Source organism: Pararhodobacter oceanensis (assembly GCF_003076755.1).
GTDB classification, from domain to species: domain Bacteria; phylum Pseudomonadota; class Alphaproteobacteria; order Rhodobacterales; family Rhodobacteraceae; genus Pararhodobacter; species Pararhodobacter oceanensis.
On the sequence record NZ_QDKM01000009.1, the window covers coordinates 23,812 to 41,695 of the forward strand.

The 17,884-nt window shown below is 63.8% G+C and carries 16 protein-coding genes; 6 read left to right on the forward strand and 10 right to left on the reverse strand.

Going from position 1 to position 17,884, the window contains the following annotated elements:
* Window positions 1-195 precede the first annotated feature (195 nt).
* The 3 genes from hutU to hutI are packed head-to-tail and all read right to left on the reverse strand — an operon-like array spanning window position 196 to window position 3,816.
* Window positions 196-1,875: a urocanate hydratase gene (gene hutU, locus DDE20_RS15640; RefSeq protein ID WP_116559467.1), complete on the reverse strand. Its 1,680-nt coding sequence runs from the start codon at window positions 1,873-1,875 to the stop codon at window positions 196-198.
* Entirely contained in the window at window positions 1,872-2,654 is a 783-nt protein-coding gene (hutG, locus tag DDE20_RS15645; RefSeq protein WP_116559540.1) for an N-formylglutamate deformylase, read from the reverse strand. Before hutG ends, hutU begins: the two co-directional genes overlap by 4 nt.
* Window positions 2,647-3,816 (reverse strand): imidazolonepropionase, encoded by a 1,170-nt coding sequence (gene hutI, locus DDE20_RS15650; protein WP_240608142.1) that lies wholly within the window; start codon window positions 3,814-3,816, stop codon window positions 2,647-2,649. Before hutI ends, hutG begins: the two co-directional genes overlap by 8 nt.
* Before the next feature lie 114 nt (window positions 3,817-3,930).
* Here hutI and DDE20_RS15655 point away from each other — a divergent pair, with 114 nt between their 5' ends.
* Complete coding sequence (locus DDE20_RS15655) at window positions 3,931-5,298, forward strand: formimidoylglutamate deiminase (protein WP_116559469.1); 1,368 nt, start codon at window positions 3,931-3,933, stop codon at window positions 5,296-5,298.
* Window positions 5,295-5,996, forward strand: a complete 702-nt coding sequence (locus DDE20_RS15660; RefSeq protein WP_116559470.1) for a GntR family transcriptional regulator — start codon at window positions 5,295-5,297, stop codon at window positions 5,994-5,996. Before DDE20_RS15655 ends, DDE20_RS15660 begins: the two co-directional genes overlap by 4 nt.
* Window positions 5,997-6,348: 352 nt before the next feature.
* Here DDE20_RS15660 and serA read toward each other — a convergent pair whose 3' ends face one another.
* Together serA and DDE20_RS15670 are read right to left on the reverse strand one after the other, a co-directional pair.
* A complete protein-coding gene (gene serA / locus DDE20_RS15665) occupies window positions 6,349-7,944 on the reverse strand; it encodes a phosphoglycerate dehydrogenase (RefSeq protein WP_116559471.1) in 1,596 nt (531 codons plus the stop codon).
* 157 nt (window positions 7,945-8,101) lie between these two features.
* The gene (locus DDE20_RS15670; protein ID WP_116559472.1) at window positions 8,102-9,250 is read right to left on the reverse strand and encodes a phosphoserine transaminase; all 1,149 of its coding nucleotides are present in this window, start codon (window positions 9,248-9,250) and stop codon (window positions 8,102-8,104) included.
* Between the two features lie 165 nt (window positions 9,251-9,415).
* Here DDE20_RS15670 and serB point away from each other — a divergent pair, with 165 nt between their 5' ends.
* Window positions 9,416-10,318, forward strand: a complete 903-nt coding sequence (serB, locus tag DDE20_RS15675) for a phosphoserine phosphatase SerB (protein WP_116559473.1) — start codon at window positions 9,416-9,418, stop codon at window positions 10,316-10,318.
* A gap of 71 nt (window positions 10,319-10,389) precedes the next feature.
* Window positions 10,390-12,003, forward strand: a complete 1,614-nt coding sequence (locus DDE20_RS15680) for a helicase HerA-like domain-containing protein (protein WP_240608125.1) — start codon at window positions 10,390-10,392, stop codon at window positions 12,001-12,003.
* Between the two features lie 33 nt (window positions 12,004-12,036).
* Here the strand turns inward: DDE20_RS15680 and DDE20_RS15685 are convergent, their stop codons facing one another.
* The 5 genes from DDE20_RS15685 to folK all read right to left on the reverse strand — a co-directional run bounded on the left by DDE20_RS15685 (window position 12,037) and on the right by folK (window position 16,668).
* Window positions 12,037-12,783, reverse strand: coding sequence for a pyridoxine 5'-phosphate synthase (locus DDE20_RS15685; protein WP_116559475.1), 747 nt, complete (start codon window positions 12,781-12,783; stop codon window positions 12,037-12,039).
* Window positions 12,780-13,487, reverse strand: coding sequence for a DUF2062 domain-containing protein (locus DDE20_RS15690; RefSeq protein WP_240608126.1), 708 nt, complete (start codon window positions 13,485-13,487; stop codon window positions 12,780-12,782). The genes DDE20_RS15685 and DDE20_RS15690 overlap by 4 nt, the downstream gene beginning before the upstream one ends.
* Window positions 13,444-15,564, reverse strand: a complete 2,121-nt coding sequence (locus DDE20_RS15695; protein WP_116559477.1) for a RelA/SpoT family protein — start codon at window positions 15,562-15,564, stop codon at window positions 13,444-13,446. Before DDE20_RS15695 ends, DDE20_RS15690 begins: the two co-directional genes overlap by 44 nt.
* A gap of 24 nt (window positions 15,565-15,588) precedes the next feature.
* Window positions 15,589-15,945 carry a DNA-directed RNA polymerase subunit omega gene (gene rpoZ, locus DDE20_RS15700; protein ID WP_116559478.1) on the reverse strand — a complete coding sequence of 119 codons (357 nt, stop codon included), beginning with the start codon at window positions 15,943-15,945 and terminating at the stop codon, window positions 15,589-15,591.
* A gap of 108 nt (window positions 15,946-16,053) precedes the next feature.
* Entirely contained in the window at window positions 16,054-16,668 is a 615-nt protein-coding gene (gene folK, locus DDE20_RS15705; protein ID WP_116559479.1) for a 2-amino-4-hydroxy-6-hydroxymethyldihydropteridine diphosphokinase, read from the reverse strand.
* A 104-nt stretch (window positions 16,669-16,772) separates the two neighbouring features.
* Between folK and DDE20_RS15710 the strand changes: the two genes are divergently transcribed.
* Window positions 16,773-17,366 (forward strand): LabA-like NYN domain-containing protein, encoded by a 594-nt coding sequence (locus tag DDE20_RS15710; RefSeq protein WP_116559480.1) that lies wholly within the window; start codon window positions 16,773-16,775, stop codon window positions 17,364-17,366.
* Between the two features lie 3 nt (window positions 17,367-17,369).
* Window positions 17,370-17,801 (forward strand): YqaA family protein, encoded by a 432-nt coding sequence (locus DDE20_RS15715; protein ID WP_116559481.1) that lies wholly within the window; start codon window positions 17,370-17,372, stop codon window positions 17,799-17,801.
* The last annotated feature ends 83 nt before the right edge of the window (window positions 17,802-17,884 follow it).

Here is a 17,884-nt window from a genome sequence, read left to right on the forward strand (position 1 = left end):
CACTGGGTGGGCGCTTGCAACCAATGATCGGCACGGGCGCTCAACAGCTTCCATGTCGGTTGCGCGGCGAAAGACATCGCCAAGGCGCCCTCCCGGGGGGAGGGTCGGGCGCGGCCCGGCGTATCCGCCGGGCGAAACAGGCTATAATGGCAAACGCCGCCCCGTGGGGCGGCGCGTCGTCTGGTAATTAAGGGCTCACAGGATACCCGGCAATTTCAACCCGTGCTCGCGGGCGCAGGCTTTTGCCTCGTCATAGCCTGCATCGGCGTGGCGCCAGACGCCGCTGGCGGGGTCGTTCCACAGCACCCGCTCGAGCCGCTTGGCGGCCTCGGGCGTGCCATCGGCGCAGATCACCACACCGGCGTGCTGCGAGAAGCCCATGCCGACGCCGCCGCCGTGGTGCAGGCTGACCCAGGTCGCGCCCGAGGCAGTGTTGACCAACGCATTGAGCAGCGGCCAGTCCGAGACCGCGTCCGAGCCGTCCATCATCGCCTCGGTCTCGCGGTTCGGCGAGGCCACCGAGCCCGAATCCAGATGGTCACGGCCAATCACGATCGGCGCTTTCAGCTCGCCATTCGCCACCATCTCGTTGAACGCCAATCCAGCGCGGTGGCGGTCGCCCAGCCCGATCCAGCAAATCCGCGAGGGCAGCCCCTGAAACGCGATCCGGTCGCGGGCCATATCCAGCCAGTTGTGCAGATGGGTGTTCTCGGGGAACAGTTCTTTCATCTTCTGGTCGGTCTTGTAGATATCCTCGGGATCACCCGAGAGCGCCACCCAGCGGAACGGGCCGACACCGCGGCAGAACAGCGGGCGGATATAGGCGGGCACGAAACCGGGGAAGGCGAAAGCATCCTCGAGCCCCTCTTCCAGCGCCACCTGCCGGATGTTGTTGCCGTAATCGACCGTCGGCACACCCATATTGTGGAAATCCACCATCGCCGCGACATGGATCTTCATGCTGGCGCGGGCGGCTTTTTCCACCGCTTTCGGGTCGCTTTCCTGCTTGGCTTTCCAGTCGGCCATGCTCCAGCCCTGCGGCAGATAGCCGTGGCGCGGGTCATGGGCCGAGGTCTGGTCGGTGACGATATCGGGGCGCACGCCGCGTTTGACCAACTCGGGGAACACATCCGCCGCATTGCCCAAAAGCGCCACGGATTTCGCCTCACCGGCTGCGGTCCAGCGCTCGATCATTGCCAGCGCTTCATCAAGACTGTCGGTCTTTTCATCGACATAACGGGTGCGCAGGCGGAAATCGATGCTGTCGGGGTTGCACTCTACGGCCAAGCAGCAGGCGCCGGCCATCACCGCCGCCAAGGGCTGCGCGCCGCCCATGCCGCCCAAGCCACCGGTGAGGATCCATTTGCCCTTGAGCGAGCCGCCGTAATGCTGGCGTCCGGCTTCGGCAAAGGTCTCATAGGTGCCCTGCACGATCCCCTGCGAGCCGATGTAGATCCACGAACCGGCGGTCATCTGGCCATACATCGCCAGACCCTTTTTATCCAACTCGTTGAAATGGTCCCAAGTCGCCCAATGCGGCACAAGGTTCGAGTTGGCAATCAAGACGCGCGGCGCGTCCGTATGGGTTTTGACCACCGCAACGGGCTTGCCCGATTGCACCACCAGCGTCTCGTCGGCTTCCAGATCGGTCAGGCTTTGGACGATCAGATCGAAGTCTTTCCACGTCCGCGCCGCGCGCCCGATGCCGCCATAGACCACCAGTTCATGCGGGTTCTCGGCCACATCGGGGTGCAGGTTGTTCATCAGCATCCGCAAGGGGGCCTCGGTCATCCAGCTTTTGGCGGTCAGTTCGGTGCCGGTCGGCGGGTAGACGTCGCGGGTGTTCTTGCGCGGGTTGCTCTCGGTCTCGCTCATTGGGGTCTCCAGTCGGACAGGGTTTGCAGGATGGTCTTGAGATGGGGACGCAGGCGTTCGGCGGCCTCTGGCGCATAGGCCCAGGGCGGGCTCTCGATCATATAAGTGGATTGCGCGAGCTCCATCTGGATCGCGTGCTGGCCCGCCTCGGGGCGGCCATAATGGCGCGTGGTCCAGCCGCCCTTGAAGCGCCCGTTGCTGATCGAAGAATAGCCCTCGGCGCCCTCACAGATCGAGGCCACAGGGTCGGCAATACTGGCATCGCAGGTGGTGCCGAGATTGGTGCCGATGTTGAAATCGGGCAGAGTGCCGTCAAACAGGAACGGGATATGCGAGCGGATCGAATGGCAATCATAGAGGATCGCGAAGCCGTGGATCGCATAGACGCGGTCGAGTTCGGCCTGCAGCGCGTCGTGATAGGGCGCATGGTAGAACTCGCGGCGGCGGGCAATCTCGGCTTCGTCGGGTTCCTGCCCCTCGCGGTAGATCGGCTCACCGTCGAAATCGGTCAGCGGGCAGAGGCCGGTGGTGTTCTGGCCGGGATAGAGGCTGACGCCAGACGGGTCGCGATTGGCGTCGATGACATAGCGGTGGATGGTGGTTCGGACTGTGGTCACATTGTCGACCAGACCGGCGTAGAGATCATGGATATGCCAGTCGGTATCACTGATCGCCAACCCGCGCGGGTTCAGCCGTGCAGCGCAATCGTCGGGCAGGTGGGTGCCGGTATGGGGCAAGCCCAGCACCAGCGGGCTGCTGCCACGGGTGATCTCAAGCAAGCTCATGCTGGCCTCCGTAGATGCGGGCGTGCAGCGGGTTGATGCCGATCCCGTAAGAGAGTTCGCCGGGTTCCTCGACGTCCCAGACCGCCAGATCGGCGCGCATGCCCGCGGCGATCATGCCGCAATCGATGAGCCCCAGCGCGCGGGCGGCGTTGCTTGTGGTGCCGGCCAGCGCTTCGGCGGGGGTCAGGGCAAACAGCGTGCAGCCCATATTCATCGCCAAGAGTAGCGAGCCGAGCGGCGAGGAGCCGGGGTTCCAATCGGTGGCGACGGCCATCGGCACGTTATGCTTGCGGAAGGCGGCGATCGGCGGTTTTTGCGTCTCATGGATGGTATAAAACGCACCCGGCAAGATCACCGCGACACTGCCCGCGGCGGCCATCGCCTCGACGCCCATCTCATCGGCGTATTCGACGTGATCGACCGAGAGCGCCCCGTAACGCGCGGCCAGAGGCGTGCCGCCGATGTTGCTGAGCTGGTCGGAATGGAGTTTCACCGGCAGGCCCAGCGCCTGCGCCTTTTGGAACACGCGCTCGATTTGGGCGGTGTCAAAGGCGATGCCCTCGCAAAACCCGTCCACCGCATCGACCAGACCCTCGGCATGGGCGGCCTCGAGCGTGGGAATGCAGATGTCGTCGATATAGGCGTCGGGATTCATGCCTTTGGGCACGGCATGAGCGCCCAGAAAGGTGGTTTTGACCCGCACCGGCCGGTGCTGAGCGATCTGGCGGGCGACGCGCAGCATTTTGAGTTCGCTGTCACGGTCGAGCCCGTAGCCCGATTTCACCTCGATCACCGCGACGCCCTGCGCGATCAGCGCATCGGCTTTGACCAGCGCCTTTTTCAGCAGTTCCGCTTGCGATTCGCTGCGCGTGGCCGAGACCGTCGAGGCGATGCCGCCACCGGCGCGCGCCACCTCTTCATAGCTGGCACCATTGAGCCGCATCTCGAATTCGCGGGCGCGGTTGCCGCCGTAGACAATATGCGTGTGGCAATCAATCAGCGCCGGGGTGACCAGCCGCCCACCAAGTTTATGGATCGCCAGCCCGGCAAATTGCGCCGGTTGATCCGCGCGTTTGCCGACCCATGCGATCTTGCCGCCCGCAACCACCACCGCAGCATCCTCGATCAACCCGTAGCCGCCACTGGCGACCTGCATGGTGGCCGCGTTGATATCGTGAAGCGCATAGTCTTGCATGATGGGTTGTCCTATCGTTAGATCATGCTTATTACTATTATGTAGCTACATATAAAAGTCAATGGAGCCTGAGCCATGCAATTCATCAATGCCAAACAAGTGCTTACTCCGCAGGGTTGGCAGGCCGACCGGCAGCTGCATATCGGTGCCGACGGGCGAATCGCCGGGATCGGGCCGCAAGAGCGCGCGGCGGATGCGCAGGTCGATCTGCTGCTGCCGGCGCCGGTCAATCTGCACAGCCATGCGTTCCAGCGCGCCATGTCCGGCCTGACCGAAGCGCACGGCCCCGATCCGCGCGACAGTTTCTGGACCTGGCGGCAGTTGATGTATCGCTATCTCGACCGTTTGACGCCGGATCATGTCGAGGCGATTGCGGCGATGGTGTTCATGGAGATGCTCGAATCGGGCTATGCCAGCGTCGCCGAGTTCCATTATCTGCATCACGCGGTGGGCGGAGTGCCCCATGCCGATCCCGCCGAGATGGCCGCGCGCATCACCGCTGCGGCGACGCGCACCGGTATCGGGCTGACGCTGTTGCCGGTGCTCTACCAGTTCGGCGGCTGCGACGGGCGGGCGCTGAACGGCGGGCAGATGCGCTTTGGCAATACGCCGGAGCAATTTGCCGAGTTGCATGCGGGTTCGGCGCGGCTGATCGCGCAGCAACATGCGGATTACCGCATCGGCGTCGCACCTCATTCCTTGCGCGCGGTGGATGCAGAGGGGATGGCCACGGCGCTCTCGCTGGCGGGCGACGGGCCGATCCATATGCATCTGGCGGAACAGGTGGCCGAGGTTGAGGAAGTGCAAGCCCATCACGGCGCGCGGCCGGTGGAATGGCTGCTGGCCAACCATGAGGTGGGCGCGAACTGGTGCCTGATCCACAGCACCCAGATGACTGCGGCTGAGACCGAGGCTCTGGCGCGGACCGGCGCGGTGGCGGGGCTTTGCCCGATCACCGAATCCAACCTTGGCGACGGGATTTTCCCTGCCACCGAGTTCACCCGACACGGCGGGCGCTTCGGGGTCGGCTCGGACTCCAATGTGCATATCGCGCTGTTCGAGGAACTGGCGGCGCTGGAGTATTCGCAGCGGTTGCGCGACCGTTCGCGCGCGGCATTGGCGCAGGAGAGCGCCTCGACCGGGCGCGTGCTGTTTGATCAAGTGGCAACTGCGGGGGCGCAGGCGGGCGGGCGCGACGCGGGGCGGATTGAGGTGGGGGCTTGGGCGGACCTGCTGGGCATCGAGACCGACAACGCGTGGATCTGCAACCGGCAGGGTGACGCGGCGCTCGACAGTCTGATCTTTGGTGGCCACGGGCGCGACTGTGTGCAACAAGTCTGGAGCGCCGGACGCCATGTGGTAAGCGCCGGTCGCCACGCCGATCACGAGGGGATTGCCCGCGCGTTTCAAACCGCCGTGCAGGAGCTGGGCCAAGACATTTGACCGAACCGATCCGCCATAGCTGGACCGACATCCGCGACCGCATCCATGCGCGGCTTCTGGACCGCACTTACCGGCCCGGCGACAAGCTGCCGCGCGACGAGGATATCGCGCAGGATCTGGGCTGCGCGCGCTCGACGGTGCAGCGTGCGATGCGCGATCTGGCGGATGCGGGGCTGGTCGAGCGCAAGCGCAAGGGTGGCACCACGGTGCGCGCCGATCCGGTGACCCGCGCGACGCTGGATGTGCCGATCACCCGCGCCGAGGTCGAGGCCTTGGGCAGTGTCTACGGCTATCATCTGCTGCTGCGCGATCTTGCCGTGACCCCGCCCGCCATCGCCGCGACTCTGGCACTGCGCAAGCCGGTGGAGATGCTGCATGTCGAGGCGCTGCATCTGGCCGACCAGCGGCCCTATATCCTCGAGGATCGCTGGATCTCTCTGGAGACCTCGCCGGAGATACTGGGTGTGGATCTGGCGGTGGAGAGCGCCAATGAATGGCTGGTGCGCAACAAGCCCTACAGCCGCTGCGACCTGCGGCTCTATGCGATCGAGGCCAATGCGCGGACGGCGTTGCAACTGGACACGCCGGTGGGCGCGGCGCTGTTGGTGATCGAGCGCACGACCTGGATCAACGAGGCCCCGATCACCACGGTGCGCTCGGTGACCAAACCGGGGTATCAGATGTTGACGCAGATTTAGAGGGCACCCTGCCCCGCGTCGCGCAGTGCCAGACTGCCGGGTGTTTTTGTGCTGCGCGGAGTCGAGGCGAAGCCGCCGCGCATCGCCAGACCGCCCCCCGGGCTGGCGATTTGGTTGGCCTTGGCGCGCCGCTTCATAGTCGTGCGGGTTTGCCACGATAAAGCGCGTCGCTCAGCGGTGGGATCGCCATCCCGCGGTCTGGCACTGCGCGGCTCGGGACAGGTGCGGCGGCTTGCGCCTTGTGTCCGCGCGGGGCCCATACCGCGGTCTGGCAATGCGCGGCACTCCCTCATCTCAACAAAAAAGCCCCCCGAACCTGCGTTCGGAGGGCTTCTCTTAACCTGTCACCAGCTTACGACACGTCGAATTTCAACGGCCGCACCTGCTGGAACATACCGGTCGAAGCCAGCTTCTCGACCACTTCGCCGCTCAGCGGGTGATCGAGATACAGGAGCGCGATCGCGTCTTTGCCTACGGTCGCACGACCGAGGGTAAAGTTGGCGATATTCACCCCGTTCTTGCCCATCGTCTCACCCAAGAGACCGATAATCCCCGGCTCGTCTTTGTTGGTGGTATAGAGCATATGCTCGCCAACCTCGGCGTCGATATTGATACCCTTGATCTGGATGAACCGCGGCTTGCCATCGCTGAACACGGTGCCGGCAATCGAGCGCTCGCGGTCGTCGGTGACCACGGTCAGCTTGATATAGCCATCAAAGGCGCCGGTTTTATCCTGATGCGTGGTCGACATTTTGATGCCGCGCTCGCGGGCGACAACCGGTGCCGAGACAAGGTTCACATCGGGGTTCGAGGCCTTAAGCACACCGGCAATCGCCGCGCAATCGAGCGCCTTGAGGTTCATCTTCGCGGCGGCCCCGTCATAGAGCACATTGATCGCGCGCACCGGCTCATTGGTCATCTGACCGGCAAAGGCCCCGAGATGGGCGGCGAGTTTGATCCACGGCCCCATAACGGCGGCCTCTTCGGCGGTGACCGAGGGCATGTTGAGCGCGTTTTGCACGGCGCCGGTGAGCAGGTAATCCGACATTTGCTCGGCGACTTGCAGCGCAACGTTTTCTTGCGCTTCGGTGGTCGAGGCGCCCAGATGCGGCGTGCAGACCACATTCGGCAGGCCGAATAGCGGGTTTTCCTTGGCCGGTTCTTCGGCAAAAACATCCAATGCGGCGCCAGCCACCTGCCCCGAGGTCAGCGCCTCGGCCAGTGCCGCCTCGTCGATCAGACCGCCGCGCGCGCAGTTGATGATCCGCACACCCTTCTTGGTCTTGGCGAGGTTCTCGCGGCTCAGGATATTGCGGGTCTTGTCGGTCAGCGGCACATGCAGGGTGATGAAATCGGCGCGCGCCAGCAATTCATCGAGATCCACCTTGGTGACGCCCATTTCCTTGGCGCGGGCCTCGGTGAGGAAGGGATCAAAGGCGACAACCTTCATCTTCAGCCCATGCGCGCGGTCGCAGACGATACCGCCGATATTACCGGCGCCGATCACCCCGAGGGTCTTGTTGAACAGCTCAACCCCCATAAAACGCGACTTTTCCCATTTGCCGGCATGGGTCGAGGCATTCGCCTCGGGCAGTTGCCGCGCAACCGCGAACATCATCGCAATCGCATGTTCGGCGGTGGTCACCGAGTTGCCAAAGGGCGTGTTCATCACGATCACGCCTTTTTTCGAGGCGGCGGGGATATCGACGTTATCGACCCCGATACCGGCGCGGCCGATGACTTTGAGGTTGTCGGCTTTCTCGAGCAGTTTCGCGGTGGCTTTGGTGTTCGAGCGGATCGCGAGACCATCGTATTGGCCGATCACCTCGGCGAGTTTTTCCTTATCCTTGCCCAGATCGGGCATGAAATCGACCTCGATGCCGCGGTCGCGGAAGATCTGGACGGCGGTTTCCGAGAGTTTGTCGGAGACGAGAACTTTGGGGGCCATATCGGCGCTCCTTTCCTGTCACGGCGTCTGGGACGCATGGGTGACGGTGTTTTGGGTCGGTGACGGTGCGTGCAGAGCACACACCCTACGGGTCAGGGACTTCGGGCGGCGGTAGGGTGCGTGCTATTGCACGCACCGAACCAGTTTGCGGCCGAGTTCAGGCGTTCTGCGCTTCGATCTCGGCGTTGAACGCCCAGTCGATCCAGGGCATCAGCGCCGCGACATCGGCGGTTTCCACCGTCGAACCACACCAGATCCGCAGACCCGCAGGCGCATCGCGGTAAGCGCCGATATCCAGCGCCACGCCTTCGGCCTCGAGCCGCTTCGCCACCGCTTTGGCAAAGGCCGCCCCGTCCTTGATCCGCGGATCGTTGAACTTCAGGCAAACGCTGGTGGTCGAGGCCTGCGCCGGATTAACCGCGAGGTTCTCCAGCCACGGGGTTTTCGCCACGAAATCCCAGATCGCCTGTGCGTTGGCCGTGGCGCGGGCCTTCAGCGCCGGTTGGCCGCCAAGGCTCTGCGCCCATTTCAGCGCCACGAGGTAATCTTCAACCGCCAGCATCGACGGCGTGTTGATCGTCTCGCCGCGGAAGATGCCTTCGATCAGCTTGCCGCCTTTGGTCAGGCGGAAAATTTTCGGCAGCGGCCATGCGGGCGTGTAGCTTTCCAGCCGCTCGACGGCGCGGGGGCTCAGGATCAGCACGCCATGCGCGCCCTCGCCACCCATCACCTTCTGCCAGCTGAAAGTGGTCACATCCAGCTTGTCCCAGGGCAGATCCATCGCAAAGGCCGCCGAGGTCGCGTCGCAGATCGTCAGACCCTCGCGGTCGGCGGGGATCGCATCGCCATTGGCCACACGCACGCCCGAGGTGGTGCCGTTCCAGGTGAACACCACGTCCTTGTCGAAATCGACCTGCGCGAAATCAACGATCTCGCCGTAGGGCGCCTTGCGCACTTCGGCCTCGATCTTCAGCTGTTTGACCACATCGGTCACCCAGCCTTCGCCAAAGCTTTCCCAAGCCAGCATCTCGACGCCGCGGGCGCCCAGAAGCGACCAGAGCGCCATTTCGACCGCGCCGGTGTCCGAGCCGGGCACGATTCCGATACGGTAGTCCTCGGGCACGCCGAGAACCTCGCGGGTCAGGTCGATCGCCTGGGCGAGTTTGGATTTCCCCACCGCGGCGCGATGCGAACGGCCCAAGGGCGCGTCGGCAAGCATATCCAGCGAGAAATTGGGGATTTTAGCGCAGGGGCCAGAGGAAAAACGCGGATTGGCCGGCCGCGTGGCCGGTTGTGCAATAGCCATTGATGCTATCCTTCCAGATAAGCGCCCCTCGTTGGGGAGGGGTGTCCCACGGATGGGGATAGCCGCGCCGCCCCACTGGCACAAGCGGCAAAATTCGCCTAATGCGGCGGTAGAGGCGCGCAAACCGACCGGCGTGCCGCGAAATGTAGTCGATCGGAAACAGCCATGCCCGCCACCCCCTCGCCCGCCCCTTTCGTCGCCACGCTGCTGTGCAACCCGCAAAATCCGGTGCTGGAGCCGACGCTGGTGGAAACCCTGCGCAACGCTTGGGGCGGCGGCGAGGCGCGCTGGCTGAATCCGGGGATTGCCGCCGAGTTTGATCTGGGCGCGATGCCCGACACCCGCTGGACCACTTGGGAGGACCTGCAGGCGCTGGGGATCGACCTCTGCGTGCAGCCCGCTGCGGGGCGGCGCAAGGCGATGCTGCTGGCGGATATGGATTCGACGATGATCGAGCAGGAATGCATCGATGAATTGGCGGATATGGCGGGCGTCGGTGCGCATGTGTCCGAGATCACCGCGCGGGCGATGAATGGCGAGCTGGATTTCGAGGCGGCACTGCGCGAGCGGGTCGGATTGCTGGAAGGGCTGGCCGAGGGGATCATCGCGCAGGTGCTCTCCGAGCGGATTACCTTCATGCCCGGCGGCAAGGCGTTGATCGCGACGATGAAGGCGCATGGCGGGCATGCGGCGCTGGTCTCGGGCGGGTTTACCGGTTTCACCGAGGCGGTGGCGCGGGATCTGGGCTTTGACGAGCACCGCGCGAATACATTGCTGGCGCAGGACGGGATGCTGACCGGAGAGGTTGCCAAGCCGATCCTTGGCCGGCAGGCGAAGGTCGATGCGCTCAATGACATCACCGCGCGGCTAGGGCTGACGCCCGCGCAGGTGATCGCGGTGGGTGACGGGGCGAATGATCTGGGGATGCTGGATCTGGCCGGTGCCGGTGTCGCGCTCCACGCCAAACCGGCGGTCGCGGCGCAATGTGATTTACGGGTGAACCACGGCGACCTGACCGCGCTATTGTATCTTCAGGGATACAGTGTCGAAGAATTCGCCCCGATCTGAGGGCTGTAGCTGCCGAACCCGACCAGCGGGGGTTTCACACCCCCGCACCCCCGTGGGATATTTCTGGACAGATGACGGGGGAGACGGGCATGGCGCAGACGGGGATTTTTATCGGTGGCGGCGGTGAGGGTTACGGTGATCCGCAGGAGTTGCTGCTGCGCTATGGCAACCGCCACGGGCTGATCGCGGGGGCGACGGGCACCGGTAAGACGATCACCATGCAGATCATGGCCGAGGCGTTTTCGCGCGCCGGTGTGCCGGTGTTCCTGACCGATATCAAAGGCGATGTCAGCGGCATGGCGGCGGCGGGGGAACCGCGTGAAGCCTTTGCCGCGCGCGCTGCGACGATTGGGCTGAGCGACATTGATTACGCGGCGATGCCGGTGACCTTTTGGGATCTGTTCGGCGAGATGGGCCATCCGGTGCGCGCCACCGTGGCCGAGATGGGGCCGCTGTTACTATCGCGGATCATGGAGTTAACCGAGGCGCAGGAGGGGGCGGTGAATATCGCCTTTCGGATCTCGGACGAGCAGGGCTGGCCGATCCTTGATATCGCCGATCTGCGCGCGATCCTGCAGTTTCTGGCCGAGAACCGCAAAGAAATCTCGGCGCAATACGGCAATGTCACCACCTCCACGATCGGCGCGATCCAGCGGCGGTTGCTGGTTTTGGAGAACCAAGGCGCGGCGTCGTTTTTTGGCGAACCGGCGCTGGATATCCGCGATCTGATGCAGCTTGACGGTGCGCAAGGGCGGGTGAATATCCTCCATGCGGCGAAGCTGATGACCACGCCGCGGCTCTATGCGACCTTCATGCTGTGGCTCTTGTCGGAACTGTTTGAGGAACTGCCCGAGGTGGGCGATGCCGACAAGCCGAAGCTGGTGTTCTTCTTTGACGAGGCGCATTTGCTGTTCAACCGCGCGCCGCGGGCGCTGGTCGAGAAGGTCGAACAGGTGGCGCGGTTGATCCGGTCCAAGGGCGTCGGCGTGTATTTTGTCACCCAGAACCCCGATGATGTGCCGGAGACGATCCTCTCGCAACTGGGCAACCGTGTGCAGCACGCGCTGCGCGCTTTCACCGCGCGCGACCAGCAGGCGCTCAGGCGTGCGGCGCAGACCTACCGCAGCAATCCGCGCTTCGAGACCGAAGTGGCGATCCGCGAGGTCGGGGTTGGCGAGGCGGTGACCTCGTTTTTGGAGCATAAGGGCGTGCCCGGCGTGGTCGAGCGGACGCTGATCCGCCCGCCCTCTTCGGTGATGGGGCCCTGCGAGGATGCGGTGCGGCGGCAGGTGATGGCAAATTCGCCGATGGCGGGGAAATACGACCGCGCGGTGGACCGCGATTCGGCGCATGAGATGCTGGCGCGGCGGGCACAGGAGGCGGCGCAGGAGGCCGAGGGATTCGAGGACCGCACTGCGCAGGAGGACGAGGCGACGGAGCGTTATTCGCGGGCGCGGCGCTACCAGCCGCCGGGGCGGATGGCGGAGCGCGTTGAGACGGGCAGCTCACGGGCGCGGCGGCTGGGCAGTCGCAAGACGACCACGCAGACACCCACCCGCAGCCGCTCGTCGCGCTCGGATTCGGTGCTGGAGACCTTTGGCAAGTCGATGGCGCGCTCACTTGGCACCGGCGCAGGCCGCGCCTTGTCGCGCGGCGTGCTGGGGACGTTGTTTCGCGGGCGCTAAGGCGCGGTATTCGCTACGGCTTTAGCTGCGGCGTTAGCTACGGGCGGCGGCCATCAGCCGGCGCATTTCGGTGATCGCCGGTGCCAGCCCCATGAACACCGCTTCCGAAATCAGGAAATGGCCGATGTTCAACTCGCGGATCTCCGGCGTGGCGGCGAAGGGCTGCACGGTGGCAAAGCTGAGCCCGTGGCCGGCGTGGACCTCAAGCCCCGCCGCATGGGCGATCTGCGCGCCCTTCATCAGCGCGGCGAGCTCCAGCGCGGCGGCTTCCTCCTGCCCCTCGGCCACCAAGTCGCAATAGCGGCCGGTGTGCAATTCGATCACCGGCGCGCGCACCGCAACCGCGGCTTCGATCTGGCGTTCGTCATGGCTGATGAACAGCGACACGCGGCTGCCCGCCTCGCGCAGCGGCGCGATGTAATCGGTGAGCCGCGCGATATCGCTGGCCACATCCAAACCGCCCTCGGTGGTGCGTTCCTCGCGCTTTTCGGGCACCAGACAGACCGCGTGGGGCTTGTGGCGCAGGGCAATCGCCTGCATCTCGGCGGTGGTCGCCATCTCGAAATTCAACGGCAGGTCAATCGCCGCCATGATACGGTCGATATCGGCGTCGACGATATGGCGCCGGTCCTCGCGCAGATGCGCGGTGATGCCGTCGGCGCCCGCCTCTTGCGCGATCAATGCGGCGCGCACCGGATCGGGATAGGCCGAGCCACGCGCGTTGCGCAGCGTAGCGACATGGTCAATGTTGACACCCAAACGAAGCGGCGAATTGGTCATATCTTATCTCCGGTAGTGGCGGATTGCTCGCGACGGCGAGCCTCCTCAAAGCGGGCCTTGAGCCGTTTCTGGCGCCCGCGCTGATAGGCGCGCACCAGTGGCAAATGTAGAAGATAGATCACCACAGCAGAAGGCAAGCCGATGATCGCGCCGCCCAGCATATAGGGCAGGAACACCTGCCAGAAGACATCGGCGAGATTATTCCAATGGACCTCTTGGGTGGACATTAGCGCCATGAAATTGCGCGACAATTCCCCGCTGGCATGGCCGATTGCCGACATCGCGGCGCGGAAAGACACCGCGTCATCGGACCCCAGTATCCAATGCCCCAATTCCATCGCCGCCACCGCCATCACCGGAAAGGTGATCGGATTGCCGTAGAAGGTGCCCAAAAGTGCGGCCAGAACATTGCCGCGCAACACCCATGCGAGCAGCGCCGCGGTGGCGAAATGCAACCCGAAGAGCGGCAGGAAGGAGGCGAAACAGCCCAGAGCGATGCCGCGGCAGATGCGCTCGGGCGAATCCGGTAAGCGGCGCATCCGGTGCAGCACATAGGTCGCCGCCCGACGCCAGCCACCGCGCGGCCAAAAGAATTCAGCGACGGTGCGGAGCAGGGTCTTGGGGTTTCGACGCTTGAAAATCACGCGACGCCGTCCGGGTTCAGGGTTGCCGGTTCGGGTCTCGAACACGGATGATTTGAGCAACATCGCTTTCCGCCGAAAGCAAGGTCAGGATTTGATGCAGATGAGGGGCATCTGACACTTCGATCTCGACGAAAATGCGGAAATAATCGGGCTTTCGGTCGATAAACCGCAAATCCGAGATATTCGCCTTATTCTCGCCAATCACCGAGCAGACCAGCCCCAGAACACCGGCGTTATTGGTGATCGTAACCTCAAGCGAGACCGCGTGCACAGGGGGGTGTTTGCCCTCATGCCAATGCAGGTCGATCCAACGCTCGGGCTGGGCCTCAAGGCTGGCCAGCACATCGCAGTCAATCGCATGCGCCACGACGCCCTTGCCGCGGTAGGTGATGCCGACGATACGCTCGCCCGGCACCGGCTGGCAGCATTGCGCGCGGCGGAATTCCTGCCCCGGATCAAGGCCGATCACCGGACGCGCGGTGTCGATTTCCTCATCAGGCAGCACCGCCAGATCGGGATACAGTTGCGCGACCACGGCGCGGGCGCTGATCTCGGCCGAGCCGATACGGGCCAGCAAGTCCTCGGCCCCCTTGAGCGCCATCCCCCCCGCCGCCGCGTCCAGCGCCTTATCGGTGATCTTGCGGCCAACGTTCTCAAAGGCCACCCGCGCCAGTTCCCGACCCAAGCGGATGAAACGGGCGCGGTTTTCCTCACGCAGCGAGCGGCGGATCGCGGATTTGGCGCGGCCGGTATGCACCAGCTCGATCCAGCTGCCCTGCGGGCGCTGGCCCTGCGCGGTGATCACCTCGACCGACTGGCCGTTGCGCAGCCGTGTCCAGAGCGGCACGCGCAGCCCGTCAACCTTGGCCGAGACCGTGGAATTGCCGATTCGCGTATGGATCGCATAGGCGAAATCCAGGGGCGTGGCGCCGCGCGGCAGCTGGATCACATCGCCCTTGGGGGTGAAGCAAAACACCTGATCGGAATACATCTCGAGCTTCACATGCTCGAGAAACTCGCTGTGATCCTCGGCGGTATCGAGCCGCTCGGTCAGTTTGGCGATCCATTTCGCCGGATCGACGGCAAAGGGGTTCACCGCCCGCGACCCGTCGCGATAAGCCCAATGGGCGGCGACACCGGCCTCGGCGACCTCATGCATCTCGCGGGTGCGGATTTGCACCTCGACGCGTTTGCCATCGCGCCCCGACACGGTGGTGTGGATCGAGCGGTAACCGTTGTTCTTGGGCTGGCTGATATAGTCCTTGTAGCGCCCCGGCACCGCGCGCCAGCGCTGGTGGATCAACCCGAGCACGACATAGCATTCCGACACCGTATCAACGATGATCCGAAAGCCGTAGATATCGGAGAGCCGCGAGAAGGCGAGGTCCTTCTCCTGCATCTTGCGCCAGACCGAATAGGGCTTTTTGGCGCGCCCGTAGACGGTGCCGTCAAGATCGGCCTTATCCAGTTCCAGCCGGATATCGGCGGTAATGCGCGAGATCACATCGCCGGATTCGCGTTGCAGGGTGATGAACCGGCGCAGGATCGAATTGCGCGCCTCGGGGTTGAGCACCTTGAAGGCGAGGTCTTCAAGTTCCTCGCGCATCCATTGCATGCCCATACGCCCGGCCAGTGGCGCATAGATTTCCATGGTTTCGCGGGCTTTTTGCGCCTGTTTATCGACCCGCATCGAACGGATCGTGCGCATATTGTGCAGGCGGTCGGTGAGTTTGACCAGAATCACCCGCAGGTCGCGCGACATCGCCATCAACAGTTTGCGGAAGTTCTCGGCCTGTTTCGCCTCGGAGGAGGAGAGCTGCAGGTTGGTCAGCTTGGTGACGCCATCGACCAGTTCGGCGATCTCTTGGCCGAACATCTTTTCGACCTCGGCATAGGTCGAGGGAGTGTCTTCGATGGTGTCATGCAGCAGCGCGGTGATGATCGTCGCATCATCTAGCCGCATCTCGGTGAGCAGCGAGGCCACCGCCACCGGATGCGAGAAATAGGGCTCGCCCGAGTGGCGGAACTGGCCCTCGTGCATCCGCGCGCCGTAGTCATAGGCGGCGCGGATCAGGTCTTCGTTGCAGTTCGGGTTGTAATTGCGGACCAGCGCAATCAGATCATCGGGCGTGATCACTTTGCGATTCCGCCCAATGCATCGTCAATTCTGCTCGCTTTGCGCGGCGACCAACTGGCGGAGCATCTGCTCTTCGGTCATGTCGTCGTGCTCGGGGGTGTCGTCCTGCGCCCCCATGCGCATCGCCATATCGTCCTCGACCGGCAGGTCGACTTCGTTCTGCGTGCGCATGCTCTCGATGAGCCGCTCGCGCAGGGCATCTGCACCCTGGGTTTCCTCGGCGATTTCACGCAGCGAAACCACGGGGTTCTTATCGTTGTCGCGGTCAACCGTCAGTTCACCACCCGACGCGATTTCACGCGCGCGGTGGGCGGCAAGAACCACCAACTCGAAGCGATTCGGAACCTTGTCAACGCAATCTTCGACCGTAACACGGGCCATGAAGCACTCCTAATGAGTCAGAGGGGAGGGTCAAGCAGTGTCCTTTACCGGCATTTCCCAGCAAAGACAAGCCCAGCGGCACCCGGTAAAGGCTGTGATCGGGGGTGATCACGGTTTTGCGCTCATCGCCCGCAGCGCCGCCACCTCACCGGGGTCCAATGCGGCGCACATCTCGCTGACGCTCTGGCCAAGCAGCGGATGCCGCCAGTCGGGCGCGACCTCGCACAGCGGCAGCAGCACAAAGGCGCGGTCCTGCAGGCGTGGATGCGGCAGGATCAACTGCTCGGGGGCGACACGCATCTGCGCCTCAAGCGGCAGCTCCTGCCAATGACGCTGCGTCACCGCATCGGGCAGGACCAGATCACCGGCGGCCAGCAAATCCAGATCAATCACCCGCTGGCCCCAGCGTTTTTCGCGGGTGCGGCCCATCTCGGCCTCAATTTGGTGCAGCACCTCCAAGACCTGCGCCGCGCTCAGATCCCCCGAGGCCAGCGCGCAGGCATTGGCAAAATCCGGCCCCGCCCCTGCCGGAAACGCCGGTGTCCGCCAAATCCCGCTTATGCGCTCAATCGTGAGGCCGGACTGGTTGATATGCGTCACTGCGGCCTTAAGTATGACCTCATTATTGAGTGCGTCATCCGAAGCGTTGCTGCCCAGAGCCAGCAGGAAGCTGTTGCGGTAATTTTGCTTCACATCTATACCCAATTCTGCCTGTGCCGCCATAGTGGTATGCTCCGGTGTAGCGTCTTGCGAGACTGTTTTGGCAAGTTCCGGCTCATTTGAGTTATAATACTGCATTTTTTGTCGCGGATTTGAAAGGAATTACAATGTTTTACAAAGATGAGCGCCTTGCGTTGTTCATCGACGGCGCGAACCTCTTTGCTGCCGGCAAGGCCCTTGGCTTTGACATTGATTACAAGCTGTTGCGGCAGGAATTCATGCGTCGTGGCAAATTGCTGCGCGCCTATTACTACACCGCGCTGCTGGAAAACGACGAATACTCGCCGATCCGCCCGTTGATCGACTGGCTGAACTACAACGGCTATTCGATGATCACCAAATCCGCCAAGGAATACACCGACTCGATGGGCCGCCGTAAGGTCAAGGGCAATATGGATGTCGAACTCGCGGTCAACGCGATGGAGATCGCCAACCGTATCGACCATGCGGTGCTGTTCTCGGGCGATGGCGACTTCCGCCCGCTGATCGAATCGCTGCAGCGTCAGGGCGTGCGGGTCTCGGTGGTCTCGACGATCCGCAGCCAGCCGCCGATGATCGCCGATGAATTGCGCCGTCAGGCCGATAATTTCATCGAACTTGACGAACTCCGCGATGTGATTGGCCGCCCGCCGCGCGATCCGCGCCCCCTGCGTGATGAAGACGAGACTGCGGTGGATGATCCGGCCGAAGTGTCCAGCTAAGCCTTGATCGCAGGCCTCGTCGGGCTGTTCGGGGCGGCATTCCTTGCCGCCACGCTGATCCCGTTCAACTCCGAAGTGATTTTTGTCGGCCTGCAACTGGGCGGCGTCGCGCCCTTGTGGCTGATGGTTGCGGTGGCCTCGGTGGCGAACACCTTGGGCGCCTTTCTCAATTACTGGATCGGGCTGCGGCTGGAAGATCGCGGCGCGCACCGATGGATGCGTATTCCCGACGCGCAATTCGACCGCGCCCACCACTGGTGGGAGCGTTGGGGGATCTGGACGCTGCTGCTCAGCTGGTTGCCGGTGGTCGAGCTGACCACGGTGCTGGCGGGCGCGATGCGCACCCCCTTGTGGCAGTTCACCCTGCTGGTGACGCTGGCCAAGACGGGCCGCTACATCGGGCTGGCGCTGATCACCGCCGGATTGTTCGGCTGATCCCCCTGCCCCGTGGCGACGCGGTTTTCCGCCCTGAGCCGCATCGCGACTGGACCCCGCGCGCCCAAAGCCTTACCTGTGGG

Excerpts from the sequence above, each read along its gene's own strand:
- rpoZ (WP_116559478.1), bottom strand. The coding sequence starts at position 15,945 with ATGGCCCGTGTTACGGTCGAAGATTGCGTTGACAAGGTTCCGAATCGC.
- DDE20_RS15670 (WP_116559472.1), bottom strand. The coding sequence starts at position 9,250 with ATGGCTATTGCACAACCGGCCACGCGGCCGGCCAATCCGCGTTTTTCC.
- hutU (WP_116559467.1), bottom strand. The coding sequence starts at position 1,875 with ATGAGCGAGACCGAGAGCAACCCGCGCAAGAACACCCGCGACGTCTAC.
- DDE20_RS15680 (WP_240608125.1), top strand. The coding sequence starts at position 10,390 with ATGACGGGGGAGACGGGCATGGCGCAGACGGGGATTTTTATCGGTGGC.
- folK (WP_116559479.1), bottom strand. The coding sequence starts at position 16,668 with ATGGCGGCACAGGCAGAATTGGGTATAGATGTGAAGCAAAATTACCGC.
- hutI (WP_240608142.1), bottom strand. The coding sequence starts at position 3,816 with ATGCAGGTCGCCAGTGGCGGCTACGGGTTGATCGAGGATGCTGCGGTG.
- serA (WP_116559471.1), bottom strand. The coding sequence starts at position 7,944 with ATGGCCCCCAAAGTTCTCGTCTCCGACAAACTCTCGGAAACCGCCGTC.
- serB (WP_116559473.1), top strand. The coding sequence starts at position 9,416 with ATGCCCGCCACCCCCTCGCCCGCCCCTTTCGTCGCCACGCTGCTGTGC.
- DDE20_RS15685 (WP_116559475.1), bottom strand. The coding sequence starts at position 12,783 with ATGACCAATTCGCCGCTTCGTTTGGGTGTCAACATTGACCATGTCGCT.
- DDE20_RS15710 (WP_116559480.1), top strand. The coding sequence starts at position 16,773 with ATGTTTTACAAAGATGAGCGCCTTGCGTTGTTCATCGACGGCGCGAAC.
- DDE20_RS15655 (WP_116559469.1), top strand. The coding sequence starts at position 3,931 with ATGCAATTCATCAATGCCAAACAAGTGCTTACTCCGCAGGGTTGGCAG.